This is a genomic window from Rhizobium sp. X9, from assembly GCF_018873185.1.
Classification (GTDB): domain Bacteria; phylum Pseudomonadota; class Alphaproteobacteria; order Rhizobiales; family Rhizobiaceae; genus Agrobacterium; species Agrobacterium oryzihabitans.
Genome location: NZ_CP071311.1, coordinates 1,994,368 through 2,017,627 on the forward strand (window position 1 = coordinate 1,994,368; position 23,260 = coordinate 2,017,627).

General features: G+C 59.0%; 17 protein-coding genes. 7 read left to right on the top strand and 10 right to left on the bottom strand.

The genetic code is table 11. The features are described 5' to 3' along the window. Positions 1-111: 111 nt before the first annotated feature. The 4 genes from rpoD to JZY08_RS09825 all read right to left on the bottom strand — a co-directional run bounded on the left by rpoD (position 112) and on the right by JZY08_RS09825 (position 6,174). The gene (gene rpoD, locus JZY08_RS09810) at positions 112-2,166 is read right to left on the bottom strand and encodes an RNA polymerase sigma factor RpoD (RefSeq protein WP_216330032.1); all 2,055 of its coding nucleotides are present in this window, start codon (positions 2,164-2,166) and stop codon (positions 112-114) included. Positions 2,167-2,560: 394 nt separating this feature from the next. Then, a complete protein-coding gene (gene dnaG, locus JZY08_RS09815; RefSeq protein ID WP_216330033.1) occupies positions 2,561-4,546 on the bottom strand; it encodes a DNA primase in 1,986 nt (661 codons plus the stop codon). Positions 4,547-4,970: 424 nt separating this feature from the next. Then, positions 4,971-5,480, bottom strand: a complete 510-nt coding sequence (locus JZY08_RS09820) for a GNAT family N-acetyltransferase (protein ID WP_216330034.1) — start codon at positions 5,478-5,480, stop codon at positions 4,971-4,973. 241 nt (positions 5,481-5,721) lie between these two features. Next, positions 5,722-6,174, bottom strand: a complete 453-nt coding sequence (locus JZY08_RS09825; RefSeq protein WP_035242758.1) for a GatB/YqeY domain-containing protein — start codon at positions 6,172-6,174, stop codon at positions 5,722-5,724. Positions 6,175-6,510: 336 nt separating this feature from the next. Between JZY08_RS09825 and carA the strand changes: the two genes are divergently transcribed. Continuing rightward, positions 6,511-7,716, top strand: a complete 1,206-nt coding sequence (carA, locus tag JZY08_RS09830) for a glutamine-hydrolyzing carbamoyl-phosphate synthase small subunit (RefSeq protein WP_035242183.1) — start codon at positions 6,511-6,513, stop codon at positions 7,714-7,716. Positions 7,717-7,849: 133 nt separating this feature from the next. On the opposite strand, the gene JZY08_RS09835 is transcribed toward carA, so the two are convergent. Then, on the bottom strand, positions 7,850-9,250 hold the full coding sequence (locus JZY08_RS09835; RefSeq protein WP_003494753.1) for an MATE family efflux transporter: 1,401 nt from the start codon (positions 9,248-9,250) through the stop codon (positions 7,850-7,852). Between the two features lie 341 nt (positions 9,251-9,591). Here JZY08_RS09835 and JZY08_RS09840 point away from each other — a divergent pair, with 341 nt between their 5' ends. Further along, a complete protein-coding gene (locus JZY08_RS09840) occupies positions 9,592-11,682 on the top strand; it encodes a methyl-accepting chemotaxis protein (protein WP_301183730.1) in 2,091 nt (696 codons plus the stop codon). A gap of 274 nt (positions 11,683-11,956) precedes the next feature. Next, positions 11,957-12,436, top strand: coding sequence for a DUF2938 domain-containing protein (locus JZY08_RS09845; RefSeq protein ID WP_216330035.1), 480 nt, complete (start codon positions 11,957-11,959; stop codon positions 12,434-12,436). A gap of 37 nt (positions 12,437-12,473) precedes the next feature. Here the strand turns inward: JZY08_RS09845 and JZY08_RS09850 are convergent, their stop codons facing one another. Both JZY08_RS09850 and JZY08_RS09855 read right to left on the bottom strand, forming a co-directional pair. Continuing rightward, positions 12,474-13,406, bottom strand: coding sequence for a neutral zinc metallopeptidase (locus tag JZY08_RS09850; protein ID WP_003494747.1), 933 nt, complete (start codon positions 13,404-13,406; stop codon positions 12,474-12,476). Between the two features lie 87 nt (positions 13,407-13,493). Continuing rightward, on the bottom strand, positions 13,494-13,982 hold the full coding sequence (locus JZY08_RS09855) for a DUF2306 domain-containing protein (RefSeq protein WP_216330036.1): 489 nt from the start codon (positions 13,980-13,982) through the stop codon (positions 13,494-13,496). 85 nt (positions 13,983-14,067) lie between these two features. On the opposite strand from JZY08_RS09855, the gene JZY08_RS09860 reads away from it, so the two are divergent. From JZY08_RS09860 to JZY08_RS09875, 4 genes are all read left to right on the top strand, one after another. Continuing rightward, positions 14,068-14,889 carry a LytTR family DNA-binding domain-containing protein gene (locus tag JZY08_RS09860; RefSeq protein ID WP_253204009.1) on the top strand — a complete coding sequence of 274 codons (822 nt, stop codon included), beginning with the start codon at positions 14,068-14,070 and terminating at the stop codon, positions 14,887-14,889. Between the two features lie 157 nt (positions 14,890-15,046). Beyond that, positions 15,047-18,535, top strand: coding sequence for a carbamoyl-phosphate synthase large subunit (carB, locus tag JZY08_RS09865; RefSeq protein ID WP_216330037.1), 3,489 nt, complete (start codon positions 15,047-15,049; stop codon positions 18,533-18,535). 124 nt (positions 18,536-18,659) lie between these two features. After that, positions 18,660-18,839 (top strand): hypothetical protein, encoded by a 180-nt coding sequence (locus JZY08_RS09870; protein ID WP_216330038.1) that lies wholly within the window; start codon positions 18,660-18,662, stop codon positions 18,837-18,839. Positions 18,840-18,842: 3 nt separating this feature from the next. Continuing rightward, positions 18,843-19,055: a hypothetical protein gene (locus JZY08_RS09875; RefSeq protein WP_216330039.1), complete on the top strand. Its 213-nt coding sequence runs from the start codon at positions 18,843-18,845 to the stop codon at positions 19,053-19,055. A 39-nt stretch (positions 19,056-19,094) separates the two neighbouring features. Here JZY08_RS09875 and JZY08_RS09880 read toward each other — a convergent pair whose 3' ends face one another. From JZY08_RS09880 to JZY08_RS09890, 3 genes are all read right to left on the bottom strand, one after another. Beyond that, on the bottom strand, positions 19,095-20,234 hold the full coding sequence (locus JZY08_RS09880; RefSeq protein ID WP_216331537.1) for a GGDEF domain-containing protein: 1,140 nt from the start codon (positions 20,232-20,234) through the stop codon (positions 19,095-19,097). Between the two features lie 149 nt (positions 20,235-20,383). Continuing rightward, positions 20,384-21,832, bottom strand: a complete 1,449-nt coding sequence (locus tag JZY08_RS09885; RefSeq protein WP_216330040.1) for a UdgX family uracil-DNA binding protein — start codon at positions 21,830-21,832, stop codon at positions 20,384-20,386. Then, positions 21,832-23,064 (bottom strand): putative DNA modification/repair radical SAM protein, encoded by a 1,233-nt coding sequence (locus JZY08_RS09890; RefSeq protein WP_216330041.1) that lies wholly within the window; start codon positions 23,062-23,064, stop codon positions 21,832-21,834. Before JZY08_RS09890 ends, JZY08_RS09885 begins: the two co-directional genes overlap by 1 nt. Positions 23,065-23,260 lie beyond the last annotated feature (196 nt).

Here is a 23,260-nt window from a genome sequence, read left to right on the forward strand (position 1 = left end):
GCGGAATGCCTGTTTTCACACATAAGGCTTGTCGCAGAGTTCGCCAGTGCGTGAAACGAAAAACCCGGCCAGAGGTGACTGACCGGGTTCGATTTTAAAGGAAGCAAAAGCTTAGCTGTCGAGGAAGCTGCGAAGCTTTCTCGACCGGCTCGGATGCTTCAGCTTGCGCAGCGCCTTCGCCTCGATCTGACGGATACGTTCGCGCGTAACCGAGAACTGCTGGCCGACTTCTTCCAGCGTATGGTCGGTGTTCATGCCGATGCCGAAACGCATGCGCAGAACGCGCTCTTCACGCGGCGTCAGCGAGGCCAGAACGCGGGTCGTCGTTTCGCGCAGGTTCGCCTGAATGGCGGCGTCGATCGGCAACAGCGCGTTCTTGTCCTCGATGAAGTCACCGAGATGCGAATCCTCTTCGTCACCCACGGGGGTTTCGAGCGAAATCGGCTCCTTGGCAATTTTCAGAACCTTGCGCACCTTTTCAAGCGGCATGGCCAGCTTTTCCGCCAGTTCTTCCGGGGTCGGCTCACGGCCGATCTCGTGCAGCATCTGGCGCGAAGTGCGAACGATCTTGTTGATCGTTTCGATCATGTGCACCGGAATACGGATCGTGCGGGCCTGGTCGGCGATCGAGCGGGTAATCGCCTGCCTGATCCACCAGGTCGCATAGGTCGAGAACTTGTAACCGCGGCGATATTCGAACTTGTCCACCGCCTTCATCAGGCCGATATTGCCTTCCTGAATGAGATCGAGGAACTGCAGACCACGGTTGGTGTATTTCTTCGCAATCGAGATCACCAGACGCAGGTTGGCCTCGACCATCTCCTTCTTGGCGATACGCGCTTCGCGCTCACCCTTCTGCACCATCGACACGATGCGGCGGAATTCGGCGATGGAAATGCCGGTTTCCGTGGAGAGATTCTGGATTTCCTGGCGGATTTCGCGGATCGTGTTGCTTTCTTCGCGAGCGAATTCCCTCCAGCCGCGCGCGGCCAGATTGGCGATGGACTTCATCCAGTTCGGATCGAGTTCCGCACCGTGATATTGCTCCAGGAAGCTGTCGCGCTTGACGCCATAGGATTCGGCAAGGCGCAGCAGACGGCCTTCGTTCTGCATCAGACGCTTGGAAATGTCGTAGAGCTGCTCGACAAGGCTGTCGATACGGTTCTGGTTCAGCGACAGCGACTTGACGGCCGTGATCAGCTGATCCTTCAGTTCCTTGTAACGACGCTCCTGGCCGGAAGACAGGGTACCGGTGCAGGCAAGGCGCGCCTCAACCTGCTGGTCCTGAAGCTTGCGCAGCTTCTTGTAGGTGTCGGCAATGGTGTCGAGTGTTTCCATGACCTGCGGACGCAGTTCGGCTTCCATCGCGGCAAGCGAAAGATTGGACTCGTCGTCGTCCTCTTCTTCCTCTTCCGGCGGAAGGCCATCACCGCCCACGTCAGTCACATCCTCGTCGCCGGTCGGCGCGCGAAGCTTGCGGGTCTTTTCCTTTTCTTCGGCAGCCTTGCGATCCGCCTCGATCTTTTCCGGGCTCTGGAACTGCGGCGCAGCCTTCGCTTCCGGGCCGGAATAGGTGGTTTCGAGATCGATGATCTCGCGCAGCAGCGTCGTGCCTTCGTTGAGTTCGTCGCGCCAGATGATCAGCGCCTGGAACGTCAGCGGGCTTTCGCACAGGCCCGAAATCATCGTTTCGCGGCCGGCCTCGATGCGCTTGGCGATGGCGATTTCGCCTTCGCGCGACAGAAGCTCGACGGACCCCATTTCGCGCAGATACATGCGCACCGGGTCATCGGTACGGTCGGTCGGTTCTTTCTTCTTTGCGGTCGCAAGTGCTGTGCCGCCGGAGGGGGCCAGTTCGCCGCCTTCGGACTCTTCGCCGTCGGAATCGCTGTCGTCGTCGCTGGCGGTTGCTTCCTCGGCATCCTCGTCCTCGATGACATTGATGCCCATATCGGACAGCATCGCCATCGTGTCTTCGATCTGCTCGGACGTCACCTCTTCGGACGGAAGAACGGAATTCAGCTCGTCCATCGTCACATAGCCGCGCTTCTTGGCGGCCTTGATCATTTTCTTGACCGCGTCATCCGAAAGATCGAGAAGCGGACCGTCCGTCGCACCGTCGCGTTCGTTTTCTGCTTCTTCGTTTTCTTTGACTTTGGTTGCCATCTATCTCGTCGCTTTCCCTGACGCTAACACCTGTTCCGCCGCATCGCCGTCCGCCCCTTGAGCATCCGGCGGATTGCCGCGAATCACTGTCAGACACCTAACGGAGTGATCTTTAATTGCCGATTAACCACGGCAGCCTCAGGCAGAATGCAAAGACAGTGCACCCGGAAATGCTTGCTCATGCAATTTCTATCCGCCAAGGCCCATTCCACCTTACTTTTCCTGAAATGGTGATTCCCGCTATTTCCCGTCGCGTCAAGCCTTTGCGGGCGAGACAGCCACGGAAATTCGTAAAAAAGGCCGCATTTTGCGGGTTATCACCAGACTACCCCCTATTTAGGACGCCTGCCGCAAAAGGCAACCCCACACGTCTTTCAATTATTCCCGACCGCACCTACCCGTGGCCGAATGCAGGCCCCTTTACCCGCCCGGACATGACCCCGAAACCGTCGATGATCGCCTCCTGATTTTCCATACGGCCGATTTCAAGCTGAACTTCGGCCAGCGCCCGCACCAGAAGTGTACCGCGTTCGTCATCCGTCGCCTCGGCGATTTCCCGTTCCAGCTCCCGTTTTTGCCAGAGCAGGGATTTCGTCCTTTTATGCAGCGAAAGCGCCTGCACATATCCTTCCCGCGCATCCTCCATTGCGGCCTGTTCGGTGGCCGTCCAAAGGCGGGCATTGCGCACCTGCTGATCCATGGTCTTCAAAAGCACCTCGAAACCCTGCAGCGACAGGCGTTCGATCAGGCCTGCCCGCGATATGTCGGCCGCACTTTCCGCCGCAAAGGTCAGCACCGTGGACCACAGCCGCTGCAAATCGCGGTTTTCGTAATCGATCGCGGCGATCTCGTCATATTCCTCGAGCAGCAGCTCGGGGTGATTGACAATGGTGATGGCGAGAACGCTTTCCCTGAGCGAGGGTTTGGTCTGATGTCCCTTGACGAGACCAGACTGCGCCAGCCGGTCCGAGATGCTGCTCGCCGGCGCGGCCATCGCCCCACCCCTGCCAGACGTGTTGCGCTGAAAACCGCGACCGGCTCCCTGAGCGCTATCGCGGCGGAAATTTCCACCCTGCGACCCGGATGACTGGAAACGCGGCTGGAAGAAACCATTCAGCCTGTCGCGCATATCCTGCTGGTAAAACCGCCGCACGGCCTCATCGCCGATCACGGCCACGATCTGCCGCAGGCGGCTTTCAAGCTGGGCGCGTTTCTCCGGCGTATCGAAGCTGACACCGGAGGTCTCGCGGCTCCAGATCATCGCGGCGAGCGGCTTTGCCTCGGAAAGCACTCTGTCGAAAGGCGCGCGGCCTTCCAGCCGCACGAGATCGTCCGGGTCCTTGCCATCAGGCAGAAGCGCGAAGCTGACGGAGCGATCAGGCTTGATATGCGGCAGGGCGAGATCCGCCGCGCGATTGGCGGCGCGAATGCCGGCACCGTCGCCATCAAAGCAGAGGATCGGCTGCGGCGACATTTTCCAGAGGAGATCGAGCTGGCTTTCCGTCAGCGCCGTACCGAGCGGCGCAACGGCATTTTCAACGCCCGCCTGATAAAGCGCGATGACATCCATATAGCCTTCAACGGCGATGACCGTGCCGCCAGCGGCCTGCGAGGCACGCCGCGCCCGGGCGAAATTATAAAGGACGTTGCCCTTGTGAAAAAGCTCGGTCTCGTTGGAGTTCAGATATTTGGCCACCGCATCCGCCGCCATGGCGCGGCCGCCGAAAGCGATCACCTTTTCGCGTGACGACAGGATCGGAAACATGATGCGGTCACGAAACCGGTCGTAGGAGACCGGCACGTTCTCATGCACCACCAGTCCGCAGGCTTCCATCTGTTCGCGCGCCACACCCTTGCTCGCCAGATGTTCTTTGAGAGCGTTGCGGCTATCAGGTGCAAAGCCGAGCCGGAATGTTTCGATGGTGCGCCCGGTCAGCCCGCGATCGCGCAGATAGGCACGCGCCCGCGCGCCAAGCGCCGTCTGCAACTGGTCCTGAAAGAACAGCGTCGCCATTTCCATGACATCCTGCAAGGACGTGCGTTCGCGTTCTCGCTTTTCGGCCTGCGGATCGGGCTGCGGCATGGAGATGCCGGCCATATCGGCGATCTGCTGAACGGCTTCTGGAAAACTCAGGCCCTCAAGATCAGTCAAAAACCGGAAATGATCCCCGGAAACGCCACAGCCGAAGCAATGGTAGCGCCCCTTGCGGTCCTCACAGTGAAAGCTCGGGCTCTTCTCGCCATGGAACGGGCAGCAGGCCCAATAATCGCCCCGCGGCGTGTTGGTCTTCTTCTTGTCCCAGGACACACGTCGGCCGATCACATCGGAGATGTTCACGCGGTCGCGTATCTCATCGAGAAAAGAATTGGAAAAGCGCATGGGTTACCTGTTCGAGGCCAGTCTTTCATATAAGCGCAGAAAGGCGTGAGCACCAACCCAAAGAAAGACAATACCCGATATTCACAGGCCATGACGATGAAACCCTAGCCGCCATTGCCGCCGCTTTCGGCAAATTTGTGGCAGCGCACCATCACTAAAAATTATGTTTTTGTAATTTGAGCCGCCCGCTGCGGCAATGTAAAAACATACCTGAAGGCAGTGCTTGATCTCCGCATAAATCTGCCGACGCCCGCAGGCACGTCCCCCGAAAAAAGCCTGTGAAGGACCGCATTTTGATCCGCCGGAATGCGCTTTCGTCGGCAGAAAAAAGGCAGGGTAGCCATGGCTACCCTGCCTTTACTTTTCTCAACATGCGGAAGCATCCGTTTGCAGTCCTTCGGTGCCAGACTAGCAATGCTCCGTCCTATGCCGCGACATGAAATCGGATGATGGCGCCATTCCATTCGGGACGATCCCAGTCCAACTCGGACATGCTGTTTTCAACCGCACTTTTGCGGATCGCACCTTGCCAGAATCTCAGTGCAGCAACGTTCTTTCTGGCGGCAGCGACCTCCCAGGCTCCCGGATGCTGTTGAAAAAGTCTTTGCGCCGCAATCAGCCCAAATCCCTGACCACGATACTTACGCACGATGAAGAACTCGGCGACGGAATAGTCGGTAGGCAACGTCGAATGGCTCGCGTCATTTATGAGTGCAAAGCCAACAGGTCTTTCATCTGCCTTTAACAAGAAGGCCGACCAGTGAGGACGATCGAAATAAGCATCGAGTGGATAGTCGGGAAATCGGCCATTTTGCTCAAGTTCCCCACGCGGCGTCCCCGCCCAGAACTGGGAAAAATCATGCGTATATAACTGCATCAGGTTTTGGAAAACGGATGCATCGGCTGGCGATGCTACATCGAGGCTGAAATTCAAAAAAAGTGCTCCGTTATTGATGTCCTGCGCCGAGGAGGCCTTACGGGATGTGACAGGCAGAAGGCGCTATCGCGATGCCCCTTTGACGCGTCCGGACCGGGTTCTACGCGGCCCTTGATACCTGCGCATGACAGCATTTGATCTGCCGCGATATATCGTCGTCAGCACAAAAAAGGCGGGGCACCTGTGGCTGCCCCGCCTTTAATTCTTCTGAATGGCAAAAGCCCGCTTCAGCAAATCCTTACTTCAACAGATCCTTGACGACGCCGGAGGCCTTCGCGAAGTCGATCTGGCCGGGATAGCGTTCCTTCAGCGCATTCATGCATTTGCCCATGTCACGCAGGCCGGACGCGCCGGTCTCGCTGATGACGGCCTGGCACAGTTCGCGCACCTTCTCGGCCGGAATCTCTTCCGGCATGAATTCCTTGATGATGACGATTTCCTCGCGTTCCTGAGCGGCAAGCTCGGGCCGGCCGGCGCCGTCATAGATGCTGGCGGACTCTTCCCGCTGCTTCACCATCTTGGTCAGGATCTGCATGATATCCTCATCGCTGACGGGATCCTTGCCCACGCCGCGATTGGCAATGTCACGGTCCTTGATGGCCGTCTGGATGAGGCGCACAGTCGATGTGCGGCGCGCATCACGAGCCTTCAGCGATTCCTTCAAAGTATTAGCGAACACGTCGCGCAGCATTTCTTCTTCTCCTTGGGAAAGCACGTTCCGCAGCTTCTTGATACGGAAACTTTCCACCTTATTTTTCGAAACGACATATCCGAGCAAACCCGCTCAAGCAAATCAAATGCATAAGCCCTTGAATGTACGAAGGTTTAATTCCGCGTAAATCTTGAGCCTGCGGTTGACCGCCAAAGCAGCTTTCGTTATTTTCCGGCACCTGCACGAGATTTTAACGAAGGGTCGGAACGCGAGCTTTATCGCGCGCCCCTTTATGTCACGAAGCCTGCGACAAAAATGGCCCCTTACCCCCTGCCTTTCAAGAGGCGGGGTGCGAAGCGGCAGAAACGGAACGAGATGACCGAGACAGCGCCCTGGACTACCCGCAAACCGACCGCAATGCTTGTTCTTGCCGATGGCACAGTGATCGAGGGAACAGGTATCGGCGCAACCGGCAAGGTACAGGCCGAAGTCTGCTTCAACACGGCGCTCACCGGCTATGAGGAAATCCTGACCGATCCCTCCTATCTCGGCCAGATCGTCACCTTCACCTTCCCCCACATCGGCAATGTCGGCACCAATGAAGAAGACATCGAAGACCTGACGCCCGCAGCCCGCCGCGGCGCCGTCGGCGTCATCTTCAAGGCCGACATCACCGACCCTTCGAACTTCCGCGCCGTCAAGCATCTGGACGCCTGGTTGAAGGCCCGCGGCGTCATCGGCCTTTGTGGCATCGACACGCGCGCGCTTACGGCATGGATCCGCGAAAACGGCGCGCCGAACGCGGTGATCGCCCATGACCCGAACGGCGTCTTCGACATCGAGGCGCTGAAGGCGGAAGCAAAGGCATGGAGCGGCCTCGTCGGCCTCGACCTCGCCATTGAAGCGACCTCCGGTCAGTCCTCCACCTGGACGGAAACACCGTGGGTGTGGAACAAGGGTTACGGCACGCTCGGCGAAGCCGATGCGAAATATCACGTCGTCTGCGTGGATTTCGGCGTCAAGCGCAACATCCTGCGCCTGTTTGCCGGTCTCGACTGCAAGGTGACGGTGGTTCCGGCCCAGACTTCGGCCGAAGACATTCTGGCGCTGAAGCCGGATGGCGTGTTCCTCTCCAACGGCCCGGGCGACCCGGCCGCGACAGGCGAATACGCCGTTCCGGTCATCAAGAACCTCATCGAGAGCGAATTGCCGATCTTCGGCATCTGCCTCGGCCACCAGATGCTCGGCCTCGCCGTCGGCGCAAAGACCGAAAAGATGCACCAGGGCCACCACGGCGCCAACCATCCGGTCAAGGACTTCACCACCGGCAAGGTGGAAATCGTCTCGATGAACCACGGCTTTGCAGTCGACACCAAGTCGCTGCCTGATGGCGTCGAGGAAACCCACATCTCGCTGTTCGACGGCACGAATTGCGGTCTGCGCATCGTCGGTAAGCCGGTCTTCTCCGTCCAGCATCACCCGGAAGCATCGCCCGGCCCGCAGGACAGCCACTACCTCTTCCGCCGCTTCGTCAACCTGCTGCGCGAGAGACAAGGCGAGGCAGCGCTCGCCGAGCGCTGATAGACCATCCCCATACTCCGCGTCATCCTCGGGCTCGACCCGAGGGTCCATCATCGGGATCTGGTGGAATGGATCCTCGCCTCAAAGGCGAGGATGACGACACAGAGTTACATACCAGAACGATAACGGCCCGCTAAAAGCGGGCCGTTTTCATTTCACGCTTCACCAGAATGACGAAGCGCACGGTCAACAGAACCGCCGCCGTGGAAAGTCCGATTACAAAGCCGAACCAGACGCCGCGCCCGCCAAACCCGAGCGGAAAGGCCATGGTCCAGGCGAGCGCCAGCCCGATCGGCCAGTAGGAAATCAGCGCCAGCATCGCGGGAATGCGCGCATCCTTCAATCCGCGGAGCAAGCCTGCCGTCACGGCCTGAATGCCGTCAACCAGCTGGAATATGCCGGCAATGACAACGAGGCTGCTGGCATAGGCGAGCACTTCCGCCGCTTCCGGCAATTTCGCATCCAGAAACCAGCTCGCCAGAAATTCCGGAATGGCCGCAAACAGGATGCCGCCGCAGATCGCGATGCCGCAGGCAATCGCGTAAATCATGATGGAGGCGCGAATGAGGTTTTTGAAATCCCCCTGGCCGCGCGCTATGCCCACGCGAACGGTTGCCGCCTGGGCGAGACCAAGCGGGATCATGAAGGCAATGGACGCAAGCTGGAGCGCGATACCGTGTGCCGCCAGCTGCACGGTGCCGATCTGCCCCATCAGGATGGAGGCGGCGGCAAACAGCGTCACTTCAGCGAGGATCGTGATGCCGATAGGCAGGCCAAGGCGCAGCACTTCGAAAAGCGCATGCCAGTCCGGCCGCCAGAAGCGCACGAACAACTCGTATTTCTTCGTTTCCTCACGCGTCTGCACATAAGCGACAATGAAGATGAAGCTGAAAGCATTGACGATGACGGCAACGACGGCAGCACCATTCATGCCCATCGCCGGCAATCCGAAATGACCGAACACCAGCGCATAGGCCAAGATGCCGTTCATCACCAGCATGATGATGGTGACATAAAGAATGATGCCCGCACGCCCGATGGCGCTGACAAGGCCGCGCAGCACGTAAAAGAGCAGCGCCGGCAGCAGGCCGAATTTGGCGATGGCGAGATAGTGGCCGGTCAACGCCGCCACATTGGGGTTCTGCCCGAGATAGATCAGGATGCGCTCGGCATTGAAGAATATCGGCAGAGCAAGGACCCAGTAGGCGATTGCCACCCACATGCCCATGCGCAGCGAACGGCGGGCCGCCGTCGCATCCCCCTGCCCGTAAGCCTGCGCCACCATCGGCACGACGGCCACGGAAAAGCCGGAGCCGAAAATGAAAACGACGAAGAAGAACTGCCCGGCCAGCACCATGGCCGCCAGTTTTTCCGCCCCCAGCTGGCCGACGATGACCATGTCAGTGGTATGGATGCCAAGCTGCGCGAGCTGCGCACCGATAAGCGGAATTCCAAGAGCAAGCGTAGCCTTGAAATGCGAAAGCCACGACCCCGATCCGGAGGGAACGGTTTCTGCAACAACCGACGAAGACATTGTAATTCACCTGAATTTTGGCCGTTGCCCGCGAATTGCGCAACGGCAGCAGGCTGATGAATAAAATATTCCCTTCCTGCACGCAACCTTTGCGGATCAATGATCAAAATTTACGCAAACCGGAACCTTGAGCCCGCCATCGGCTCAAGATCAGCTGAAATGACATGACATAAAACAAATTTAGCCGAATTTTACCATTTCACTTTACCCATTAGAATATCGCGAAGTTCTTTCAAACCATAAGCTGCATGACGCAGAATATTCCCGCCATTGAGGCATGTCTTTCCCACCATTTTCCAAGATGAGCCGAATGGGCGCATCTGGCCCCAAGGACGTGTAGCTTGCCCAAAAAAACCAATCTCATGACGCGCATCCTGTTTGCGGCGTCATCGCTCGTCGTCGCCGCCTTTGCAGGTTTTTCCTTCTACATCGACAGTCTTCAGCACCGGGTAACGACGGAAGCCGTGGCGGAAAACATCGATTCGTCTGGCAAGCAGGCGGCGCAGAGCATCGCCAACTGGCTGAACGGCCGTATCATGCTGACAGACACGGTGGCGAAGACATTTGCCAAGCTTTCCGACGACGATGCCAAGGTGCAGTTCCTGCAGAACGATGTTCTGACGGCGCAATTCATGTCCACCTATTTCGGCAATGCCGAAAGCGGCAGCTTTACGACCTTCCCGAAATTGCCGTTGCCGGAAGGTTATGATCCGCGCAAGCGCCCCTGGTATCTGGATGCCGTCAAGGCCGGAAAGCCGGTGCTGACCGAGCCCTATAGCGACGCCTCGACCGGCGGCCTCATCATCACCGCCGCCATTCCCGTTTCCGTCGACGGCAAGCTGGCCGGCGTGACGGGGAGCGACTTTTCGCTGGATTCGCTGGTAACCATGATCAAGGCCGTGGATGCCGGCACGGACGGATATGCCTTCCTCGTCAGCAAGGACGGCAAGATCCTCATTCACCCCGATCCGAAATTCGTCGACAAGCCGCTCACCGATCTCTTCAAGGTCAACCCGCCGGCGATTTCCTCCGCGATTTCGCAAACCGAGATCGACGGCAAGGGCAAGATCACCAGTTTCATCCCCGTCGCCGGCCTGCCTTCAGTCGACTGGTATCTCGGTTTCGTCGTCGATTCCGATATTGCCTATAGCGCAATCGGCCAATTTCGCCTTGCAGCAACCATCGCCACGATTCTCGCCGCTGCGATCATGATCGGCCTGCTCGCGACCGTTCTCAGCCGTTTCATCGTTCGCCCCGTCACGCAGATGACCGCCGCCATGGAAGGTCTGGCCGCCGGCAATCTCAATGTTGCCATTCCGGGCCAGGAACGCAGCGATCAGATCGGCTCGATGGCGGCGGCAGTTGCTGTTTTCAGGTCGAACGCCGTGGAACGCCTGCGCCTCGAAGGGGACGCCGAACAGAACCGCACGCTTTCCGAACAGGAGCGCAACGACCGCGAAAGACTGGCTGCGAAAGATGCGGCAGACATCCAGTTCGCGGTGGATTCGCTCGCCAAGGGACTGACACATCTTTCGAATGGCGATCTGAATTACCGCATCGACACACCTTTTGTGGCCCGTATCGACCGGCTGCGCGACGATTTCAACAATTCCGTCGCCAAGCTGAATGCGGCCTTGAGCACCGTCGGCCAGAATGCGCGGGCAATCGATGCCGGCGCTGGAGAAATCCGCCAGTCCGCCGACGATCTCGCTCGGCGCACCGAACAACAGGCAGCCTCGGTGGAGGAGACTGCGGCGGCACTTGAGGAAATCACCACGACTGTGAAGGACTCCGCCCGCCGGGCCGAGGAAGTCGGCCGTCTCGTTGATCGCACGCGAAACAATGCGGAACAGTCGGGCGTCATCGTTGGAGACGCCGTCCGCGCGATGGAAGGTATCGAAAAATCATCGTCCGAGATCAGCAACATCATCGGCGTCATCGATGAAATCGCTTTCCAGACCAACCTTCTGGCGCTGAACGCCGGTGTGGAGGCCGCGCGCGCCGGTGAAGCGGGCAAGGGTTTTGCCGTCGTCGCACAGGAAGTGCGCGAACTTGCACAGCGCTCCGCCAATGCGGCGAAGGAGATCAAGACGCTGATCAACGCCTCGACATCGCAGGTGCAGTCCGGCGTCGATCTCGTCGGAAATGCCGGCAAGGCGCTGGAAACCATCGTTCGCGAAGTCCAGGAGATCAACCGCCACATCGACGCCATTGTGACATCGTCGCGCGAACAGTCGACCGGCCTTCAGGAAATCAACACCGCCATCAACACCATCGATCAGGGCACACAGCAGAATGCCGCCATGGTCGAGGAACAGACGGCGGCAAGCCATGGCCTCGCCTCGGAAGCGGCGGCGCTTAATGATCTGCTTGCGCAATTCCAGCTCGCCACGGCAACGCGCCGGCAGGCGGAATATGGGCGTGCTGCTTGATAGCAAGGACAGAGATGGCCGGGAGCGATCCGACCATCTCTGTATCGGCTAGGTCTCTACACACTCGACGTCATCCTCGGGCTTGACCCGAGGATCCAGAGTGCGCCGGGAGATGGATCCTCGGGTCACGCCCGAGGATGACGGAGGAGAGGTTTCAACCTCTCTTATGGCCGGAGCGATCCGGCCATTTTTATTTGCCGCGCGAACAATACGCGGTTCTCTCTACCGGCTCGATCCGATAGAGCTTGATCGATCATGATTTTCGGAGGGATCTATGCTGGAACTGATTTGGCGCGGCATTGCCATGGGCATTGGCGGCACCGTGTTTATGGATATATGGGCAATCGTGCTGCACCGCTTTTTCGGCCAGTCTGCGCCCAACTGGGCGCCGGTCGGTCGCTGGTTCTGGCACGTACCGAAGGGCAGGATATTTCACGACAGCATCGCGACAGCCACACCTTACGAGCATGAACTGGCGCTCGGCTGGATTTCGCATTATGCCGTCGGCATTCTCTACGGCATCGTTCTGGCACTGATAGTGCCGGCCGCATGGTTTGCCGAACCATCCTTCATTCAGCCATGGATCGTCGGCATCGTGACGGTCGGCGCGGGCTGGTTCCTGCTGCAGCCGGGTCTCGGCATCGGCTGGGCAGCGTCGAAAACGCCCAATCCCACCAAGGTTCGTATTCTCAACCTCGTTGCACACACGATCTTCGCGCTCGGCATGTATGCCGTGGCGTTGCTGATGCGCTGAACAAATAAGGGGGCTGAAAAGCCCCCTTTTTGTATGCTCAGATATTCGCCGAGAAGGTGTCGCAATCCTCGACACGGCCGTTCTGGAAGCCGCGCTTGAACCATTCCATGCGCTGCGCCGAGGTACCGTGGTTGAAACTGTCAGGCACCACATATCCTTGGGTCTGCTTCTGCAGGGTGTCGTCGCCGATCTGGTGAGCGGCGTTCAGCGCTTCCTCGAGGTCGCCGGTTTCCAGAATACCCTTCTGTTCGGTGAACTTGCCCCAGATGCCGGCATAACAATCCGCCTGAAGCTCCACACGCACCGACATCTTGTTGGCATCCACCTGGCTCATCGACTGGCGGCGGCGGTTGAACTCCGGCAGAACGCCGGTCAGGTTCTGGATGTGGTGGCCAACCTCATGCGCAATCACGTAAGCCTGGGCAAAATCGCCGGCCGCGCCGAAACGCTGGTCCAATTCCTTGAAGAAGCTGGTGTCGAGATAGACCTTGCGGTCACCCGGGCAATAGAACGGACCGCTGGCGGCCGAAGCATAACCGCAGGCGGAAGATACCTGGCCCGAAAACAGCACCAGCGTCGGTTTCTGATAGGTCTCACCGGCGGACTGGAAAATGCCGCTCCAGGTATCTTCGGTCTCAGCCAGCACGGTCCGCACGAACGCCGTCGTCTCATCGGTCGATTGACCCTGCGGGCGCGTACCGGATTGCTGGGTGCCGGATTGCTGCGTCGTGCCGCCGCCATCCAGTGAAATATCGCCGCCGGAAAGCAGCGTCAGCGGATTGATGCCAAGCACCCAGCTGATCACCAGAATGACCAGAATACCACCGATGCCAATGCCGCCACCGCGACGCCCGATCGGCACACGCATCCCGCCACGGGAAAAAGGATCGTTACCCGATGAGCCCGATCCCGCTGACATGCCGCGCCGGTCCTCGATATTGTCCGACTGGCGACGCCCTCTCCATTCCATACTTTTCTCCCGGCGAACGTCGCCTCAACAAGCTGCCTTATAACGGCACTATAATACATCTTGTTCCGGAAGAAAGCTTGGCCTGTCTCAGGCGGCGCGCCGCCTTTGCCTGAAAACCACAACGAACAGGAAAACAAACAGCAGCCCCCCGACTGACAGCGTCAGAAAATCCTGCCCGCCATTGCCGAAAACAACGCCATTCATGATGCGCCCGGGAAGGAAGGTAAAACCGCCGGCAATGACGATGCCACCGAGATAGACACCCTGCATAATCCGCATATGGCGCTTGATGTCACCCCGGCGTGCGAAATACACGGATTGCAGACAGCCATATATGGTGAAAAGCGACATAAGGTGGATCGGGCTGAGGCCGTAGAAAACATTCAGCTCATGTATGAAGAATGTCGAGAACGACGTGACAACCATCAGCGCCACCCAGATCTTGCCCAGCAACCGGTGAAGAGGCGTCCCTTTCGGAAAAAACAAAACCACCGCGCCGATGATGGCGGCGGGAATGACTGTCGCCACATGCAGCTGAACGGCGAAGGGCGCATCAAGAAGAGGTTGAAGGGACATTTTTCTCACCCGGTTGAACTCGGCGGCAATTTCAGCGAAACATGACGCGGCTCAACCGGAATGGCGCAAACAGCGGGAGAATTTCGTGAACGGCACTGTCGTGCAATCCACGCTTCGCCAATTGCAAGCCTTGGGACGCTCCCGCTCGCTGTGGAGCATGTTCGTCGCCATCGTCGTTCTGTTCATCGTGACCGGTCCCTATGGCACGGGCCAGAAAATGACCTTCTGGCCAAGGGCTGCCTATTGGACGCTACTGCTTGCCACGGGCTGGATCATCACAACCAGTTTTTCGGCCTTCGCCAATGCCGCGCTGACACGGACACTTTCAAGCTCGCTTGCGCGGGCAATGGTGGGGGCGATCGTCGCCGCACTGCCGGTCGGCGCCATGATAACTCTCGCCAACCATCTATTCCTCGGACAATCCTCCGATATCGCCTCGGTTGGGGAAGATGCGCAGGCTGCTCTGCCGCTTTGCCTTATATTCTGTTTCCTCAGTTGCCTGACAGCCGGCGCCGCAAACACGGCCGGCGCGACAAGAGAGGTGGAAGCGGAAACCGCGCCACCGCCGTCTGAAAAGGAGCGTCCCGCCATTCTTGATCGCCTCGGGCCGGAACGGCGCGGAAATCTGCTGCGTCTTTCCGTGCGGGATCACTACACCGAGGTGGTGACGACGCGGGGACGTCAGCTGGTTCTGTTACGTTTTGCCGATGCGATGAACGAAATTGGCGATACGCAGGGCTTGCAGGTGCACCGGTCGCACTGGATTGCCGATGCCGACGTCGTCTCACTGCGCAAGCAGGCTGGTCGCCTGCATGTGATGACCCGAGACGGCACGGAAATCCCCGTCAGCCGCTCCCATAATGCGGCAGTGCAGGCCCGTTTCGCCGCGCATGCCCCTGCCGGTTAAGAGTTTCTGTCGATTCCGGAATTTATGGGGTTCCGTTCTCAAAAACATTTGCCTATAAGCCGCTTCTAGCCTGAAAACATTTGAATTGCGCGCCCCGGCCGGTGATCTTCCACCCTGGCTGGTGTTTTGCGCAACCAAAACGCGGAACGAGAGAGCCATGCCGAAGCGCCAAGATATCAAGTCCATCCTCATCATCGGCGCGGGACCGATCGTCATCGGTCAGGCATGTGAATTCGATTATTCCGGCACGCAGGCCTGCAAGGCGCTGAAGGAAGAGGGTTACCGGGTCATCCTGGTCAACTCCAACCCGGCGACCATCATGACCGATCCGGGCCTTGCCGACGCAACTTACGTCGAGCCGATCACGCCTGAAGTCGTCGCCAAGATCATCGCCAAGGAGCGTCCGGACGCGCTTCTGCCGACCATGGGCGGCCAGACCGCGCTCAACACCGCGCTTTCTCTCAAGCGCATGGGCGTTCTCGACCGTTACAACGTGGAAATGATCGGCGCAAAGCCCGAAGCCATCGACATGGCCGAAGACCGCGCGCTCTTCCGCGAAGCCATGGCGCGCATCGGCCTCGAAACGCCGAAATCGATGCTGGCCAACGCCACCGAGATCAAGGACGCCGACCGCAAGAAGCACGAAGCTGCCCGCACCGAACTGAAGGGCAAGCTTTCCGGCCCCGATCTCGACAAGGCGCTGGACGACCTCGAAAACCAGTGGAACCTCGGCGAAACCGACCGCAAGCAGCGTTACATGGCGCATGCCATGGCGATTGCCGCCCAGGCCATCGATCATGTCGGCCTGCCCGCCATCATCCGCCCGTCGTTTACGCTTGGCGGCACCGGCGGCGGCATTGCCTATAACCGCTCTGAATTCTTCGATATCGTGTCGGGCGGCCTCGACGCCTCGCCGACGACGGAAGTTCTGGTCGAAGAATCGGTTCTCGGCTGGAAGGAATATGAGATGGAAGTCGTCCGCGACAAGGCGGACAATTGCATCATCATCTGCTCCATCGAAAACATCGATCCGATGGGCGTCCACACCGGCGACTCGATCACGGTTGCGCCAGCGCTGACGCTGACCGACAAGGAATACCAGATCATGCGCAACGCCTCCATCGCGGTGCTGCGCGAGATCGGCGTGGAAACCGGCGGCTCGAACGTGCAGTTCGCCGTCAACCCGAAGGACGGCCGTCTTGTCGTCATCGAAATGAACCCGCGCGTCTCGCGCTCCTCTGCTCTCGCCTCCAAGGCAACCGGCTTCCCTATCGCCAAGATCGCCGCCAAGCTTGCCATCGGCTACACGCTGGACGAGCTGGAAAACGACATCACCGGCGGCGCGACACCTGCCTCGTTCGAACCGTCGATCGACTACGTCGTCACCAAGATCCCGCGTTTTGCCTTCGAGAAATTCCCCGGCGCCTCGCCGATCCTCACCACCGCCATGAAGTCGGTCGGTGAAGTCATGGCCATCGGCCGCACCTTCGCGGAATCGCTGCAGAAGGCCCTGCGCGGCATGGAAACCGGCCTCACCGGTCTCGATGAAATCGAGATTCCCGGCTTTGAGGAAGGCGAAGGCTCCAAGAACGCCATCCGCGCCGCCATCGGCACGCCGACCCCGGATCGCCTGCGCATGGTCGCACAGGCTCTGCGCATGGGCATGACGGCGGAAGAAGTTCACGAAAACAGCAAGATCGACCCCTGGTTCATTGACCAGTTCAAGGCCATCGTGGATACGGAAGCCCGCATCCGCGAACATGGCCTGCCGAAGGATGCCGAAAACCTGCGTATGCTGAAAGCCATGGGCTTCTCGGATGCCCGCCTCGCAAGCCTCACCGGCAAGCGCCCTAAGGAAGTGGCCGAACTGCGCAACAGCCTGAACGTCCGTCCGGTCTTCAAGCGCATCGACACCTGCGCAGCCGAATTCGCTTCGCCGACCGCCTACATGTATTCGACCTACGAAATTCCCTTCGTCGGTGCTGCCCGCTCTGAAGCGCAGGTTTCCGACCGCAAGAAGGTCGTCATCCTCGGCGGCGGTCCGAACCGTATTGGCCAGGGCATCGAGTTCGATTATTGCTGCTGCCACGCCGCTTTCGCGCTGAAGGATGCCGGCTTCGAAGCGATCATGATCAACTGCAACCCGGAAACCGTCTCCACCGACTACGACACCTCCGACCGCCTCTATTTCGAACCTCTGACTGCCGAAGACGTGATCGAGATCATGCGCGCCGAGCAGGAAAAGGGCGAACTGGTCGGCGTCATCGTGCAGTTTGGCGGCCAGACCCCGCTGAAGCTCGCCGAAGCGCTGGAAAAGAACGGTATCCCGATCCTCGGCACCGCGCCTGACATGATCGACCTTGCCGAAGACCGCGACCGCTTCCAGAAGCTGCTGATGAAGCTGGACCTAGCCCAGCCGAACAACGGCATCGCCTATTCGGTCGAGCAGGCACGCCTCGTCGCCTCCGAAATCGGCTTCCCGCTGGTCGTGCGTCCTTCCTACGTTCTGGGTGGCCGCGCCATGCAGATCATCCATTCGGAAGGCCAGCTCCAGACCTACCTGCTCGACACGGTTCCGGGCCTGGTGCCCGAGGACATTAAGCAGCGTTATCCGAACGACAAGACCGGCCAGATCAACACCCTGCTCGGCAAGAACCCGCTGCTGTTCGACAGCTACCTGACCAACGCCGTCGAAGTGGACGTCGATGCGCTGTGCGACGGCGAAAACGTCTTCGTCTCCGGCATCATGGAACATATCGAAGAGGCCGGCATCCATTCGGGCGACTCGGCCTGCTCTCTGCCGTCGCGTTCGCTCAGCAAGGAAACCCTCGACGAGCTGGAGCGCCAGACGACGGCGCTGGCCAAGGCTCTCAATGTCGGCGGCCTGATGAACGTTCAATACGCCATCAAGGACGGCACCATCTACGTTCTCGAAGTCAATCCGCGCGCCTCGCGTACCGTGCCTTTCGTGGCGAAGACCATCGGCGCGCCGATTGCCAAGATCGCCGCGCGCGTCATGGCCGGCGAGAAGCTTGAGCCGGCGATTGCCGCCTATGGCCAGAAGCCCGATCCGCGCAACCTGAAGCACATCGCCGTCAAGGAAGCGGTCTTCCCCTTCGCCCGCTTCCCCGGCGTCGACATTCTGCTCGGACCGGAAATGCGCTCGACCGGCGAAGTCATCGGCCTCGACACGGATTTCGCGCTGGCCTTCGCCAAGAGCCAGCTTGGCGCCGGCGTCGACCTGCCGCGCTCCGGCACGGTCTTCGTCTCCGTGCGTGACGACGACAAGGAAGGCGTGCTGCCGGCCATCCGCATTCTTGTGGAAAGCGGCTTCAAGGTGCTGGCAACCGGCGGCACCCAGCGTTTCCTCGCTGAACAGGGCATCAACGCCGAAAAGATCAACAAGGTGCAGGAAGGCCGTCCGCATATTGAGGACGCCATCCGTAACCGTCAGGTCCAGCTCGTCATCAACACCACCGACAGCAACAAGGCGATTTCCGACTCGAAGTCGCTTCGCCGCGCAACGCTGATGCAGAAGGTGCCCTACTACACCACGATGGCCGGTGCGGAAGCTGCAGCCCTTGCCATCAAGGCCCTGAAGGCCGGCAATCTGGAAGTGAAGCCGCTGCAGAGCTACTTCCAGTAAGCTGATCGCAAGAGAACAAAACAAACGCCGCAGGTCATTCAAATGCCTGCGGCGTTTTGGTTTTGCGTAATGGGGCTGCAATCCCGGTCCGTTAGCAAAAAGACATCATCCTTCAGCGAGACCCATGATGTCCTTATCCATTGCCGACAAACCGCCCTCAGCCATTGGCAGCCATGGCGATGTGCGCGAAATCACCGGCGCCGTGCTGCCGCGGCCAGACACCACCGTGATCTCGGACCTGCTGATCATGCCAATGGGCGACGGGAACGCTCCGTCGGTGGTCAACATCGCTCGGCGGAGTTGAGCGATGGCAGGGCGTCCCCCGGGACCGGAGCGGGTGGCCTTTCCGCTGCGGATCGAACCCGCTCTATTGAACAGGATCAGGCACGCGGCGAGCGATGAATTGCGCAGTATCAACGCGCTGATCGAGATTCTGCTGAAAGAAGCCCTCTGCCAGCGCGCCACGGCGAATGAAGTGAACGATCCGCCAACCCGACCTGACGGAGCTGCCAGCGGCTGAGGAGACGCCGGTGTATGCGATGCGCCGCTGCAGCTTGTGCTAGGCCGCGAGCGCCTCGCGAACGCAATTGCGCCCCTCGGTCTTTGCCCGATAAAGCGCGCGATCCGCCATCTCCGCCAATGTCTGGAGATCGCAGCGCATTTCGCCGGTGGTTGCGACGCCGATGCTGATGGTCACGCCCACACGCAAACCACCGCAATCGACGTCGGTTACAGACACCGCATCGCGAATGCGTTCGCCGATCATGCAGGCCTTCTGGACGCCCGCACCGGGCAGGAAGATGATGAATTCCTCGCCGCCATAACGCGCCAGCACATCGCCGCCGCGAATGCTGCCGCCAATGCGCTTTGCCACTTCCTGAAGAACGCTGTCGCCGACGGCGTGTCCGAAGCGATCGTTGATCGACTTGAAGTGATCGACGTCGAGCAACATGGCCGCATCGGTGGGATCGGGCACCGCCGGCATGGCCTGGAAGAAGAAGCGGCGGTTCTTCACGCCCGTCAGCGGATCGGTGTTGGCGAGAACCAGCAATTTCCGCTCGGACCGCTCAGCCACCAGCATCATCACGAACAGGGCGATCGCGAAGTTCAACATGATGATGAAGAAAAACGCATCGACCAGATTGATGGTGGCGTAATCGGGGAAAAGCACGCTCTTCACCACCGACAGCGAAATCAGGCCCGAAACACCGGTGATCGCACCAAGCGCCAGACGGGACAGGAGCGGCTCCTTGCGCCACCTTGCGAAAAGCCCGCCCGCCCCGGCAAGATAGGCCAGAGCGGCACAACCGTTGAACAGGGCCGCACGATATGTGTTGTTGTCAGCCACCTGCTGCGCAAGGACAATCGCCAGCAGGGCAATGAGGCCGACGACAAATATGGTCCTCCTGCCGGCAGAGCGTCCGTTACTCAGGATTTTAAGGCCGAGCCAGATCAGTGCATAACCCAAAATACCGAAGATGATGCTGCCGAGTTGCCACAAGGCCGGCGACATGATGCCCCACTCACCGTAACCGGCGAGCGTGGAGCCGATCGCCATGGCTGCAAAACCCGCAGCAAGCGCCGTCGGACCGCGCAAACCGCGGTTTGTGATCTTCAGATATATAAAACTCAGCATCCCAACAATGTAAGAACACTTTTGCATCAGTATCACTGTTGCAAGATCCAGTTCGCCAAGCATCATACGCCCACACAATAAATAAATAGAACGGATGCAATTATAGTATTAAGTATAAAATTTCAATAAAAATAACCAATAAACAAAAAGTAAATTACATTCACGCAAATTAAAATGATCATCTATAATAATATACGAACATACAAAATAATCTATTCAAATAACCTTATAAACTCAATTTCTTTCCTGAAATTCTGCATTTCCGCATCCTTTTGCTGTGAATCGGGAAGGCGAAGAAGATAGGATGGGTGCACCGTGACAAAGAGCGTCCGCTCCTCCTGCATCGGTATCGGGCGGCCCCGGACATCAGAGACCTTTTCCTTGCCGCCGGTCAGCGCGTAAAGCGCCGTGGCGCCCATGGCAACGATGAGCTTCGGTCGCACCAGCGCAATTTCCTGGTTAAGCCACCAGCGACATTGCTGCACTTCGCCCGCATCCGGCCGCTGGTGAATGCGCCGTTTGCCGCGGGCCTCATATTTGAAGTGTTTGACGGCATTGGTGACATAAAGCTTTTTGCGGTCAATGCCGGTTTCAGCCAGCGTCCGGTTGAACAGCTGGCCGGCGGGACCGACGAAAGGTTGTCCGGCCAGATCCTCGTGATCCCCCGGCTGTTCGCCGACGATCATGACCTTCGCATTCTCCGGCCCCTGACCGAAGACCGTCTGCGTTGCCTTGCAATGCAAGGCGCACCGCGTGCATTGGCCAGCCTCCCGCGCCAGAGAGGCGAGCGTGCCGTCCGGCACCGGTTGCGGCTCTTCCCGCGCAGAGGCTGCGGCCTGCAGGCGGTGGTGAAACGGTTGCGGCTGGCTTGCCGCCTTTGCCGCCATTTCCAGCACCCGCGCCTCGGCCCCCAGAACGAGACCCGGAATAAGGTCGGCTTCGGGCAGGTTCTTCCAGTATTTCTTCGGCATCTCCGCCGTCATCGCCTTTATCTTAAGACGCGCCGGATTGAATATGTTGGCATAATAGGTCCGCCAGAGCTCGTCCGTCTCATCCGTCAGTTCAGGCTTCGGCGCCGCCTGCCGCGATGTCTTCAGCACGTGTCCGTCCCACTGCGCGGAGCCGTTCGGTGTGGCGATCAGCCAGTCCATATCTGTAAACCGGCGCTGGAAAAACGGCGCTGTGCGCTCGACGATGAAGTGATCCGGCTCAAACCATGCGACGAAGCGCCGCCGCCCGCCCTGCCCCTGCGGCAAGGGTATTTCCTTGAAGCGAACGAAGGCCGTCATCTTGTGACAATCGCGGCGAACGGATTTTTCAAGCCGCCGGGCTTCGGAAACATCCGCATCGGACTTGAACTGCAAGAGCGCACGATCCCGCTTCAGCCGCCACAGCAGCCGGTAAAGCAGTGCGAAACGGCCTGGATCACTGTGACAGATAATGGCTTGCGCCAAAGCCACGAAAGAGGCCGGAACGGAAACCTGCGCGCCCCCTGCACCGGACACGGGCAACGGCTCTCCGGCAAAATCGAGAAACCCGGCCCCCTCATCCCGCAGCCGCCAGTCAATCGCTTCCGGCGGCACATCCGCAGCGAGCGCGGCACGTGCCGCATCACGCCACTCGCTGAAATCACCCCGCCCTTCCAGAACCGGACCATACATCACAACAGCGATAATTGTTCGGGCTGCGGGGCAAACATCGCCCGCAGATCCGGGCGCTCGGTCAGTTTGACCGGCGTCCAGCCTTCGGCAACAATGAAGGCCTTCACCTTTTTCAGCGAGACACCGAAGCGGGCGATATCCTCCAGCCGCAACCGCCGAAACCGGCGCGATGACAGGACTGAAGCGACCGTCTTGGTGCCGAAGCCGGGCACGCGCAGCAACATTTCGCGATCCGCCGCATTGACGTCCATCGGAAAACGGTCGCGATTTTTGAGCGCCCAGGCAAGCTTCGGGTCGATATCGAGATCCAGCATGCCGTCTCCGCCGATCGCGGTTATTTCACCAATGTCGAAGCCGTAAAAACGATAGAGCCAGTCCGCCTGATAAAGCCTGTGCTCGCGCATCAAGGGCGGCTTGATAAGCGGCAGGTTTTTGGAGGAATCCGGAATGGGGCTGAACGCCGAATAATAGACACGCCGCAAACCATAGCTTCCATAAAGCCGGGCGCTGGTGGAAAGAATGGTGCTGTCATCAGCCCCATCCGCCCCCACGATCATCTGCGTACTCTGTCCGGCAGGCGCAAAGCGTTTGGTCTTTCGGGTCCTGACAGTCGGTTCTCCCGCCTCCTCGATCTTCAAGCGGATATCGGCCATCGAGCGGCGAATATTGGCGGGTTGCTTTTCCGGCGCAAAACGGCTGACGCCGCTATCGGTCGGCAATTCGATGTTGATCGACAGCCGGTCGGCGTAAAGCCCCGCTTCCTCAATCAGCTTTGGCGATGCTTCCGGAATGGATTTCAGATGAATATAGCCGCGAAAACCATGCGTGACACGCAGTTCCCGCGCCACCCGCACCATCTCTTCCATTGTGTGATCAGACGAGCGGATGATGCCGGAGGAGAGAAACAGCCCTTCGATATAATTGCGCCGGTAGAACTCCAGCGTCAGCCACACCACCTCCTCGGCGGTAAACCGCGCCCGCTCGACATTGCTGGAGGAACGGTTGATGCAATAGGCGCAATCATAGATGCAGAAATTGGTGAGCAGTATCTTCAAGAGCGAAATGCAGCGCCCATCCGGTGCATAGGCATGGCAGATGCCGGACCCCTCTGTGGACCCAAGTCCGCCTGATGCGGCAGAGCTGCGTTTCGTCGTGCCGCTGGAGGCACAGGACGCATCGTATTTGGCCGCATCGGAGAGAATGGCCAGCCGTTGCCTGATTGACTTCTTCATGGCAATGTTCACTATATGTTCTATTGAAAAATGTCAATCTTATCGGTTAAAGCCCTGAATGAATGGAGAAATATGCCCGTCTCAAATTTGCTGGCATTTCGCTGTCGTCTTCTGATATAGTCGGCTCAGTTCTGATTTTGGCATGGTTCCGGAGTTCCTCTCCGGAACCTGTTTCTTTTTGTGTCTGCAAGTAAAG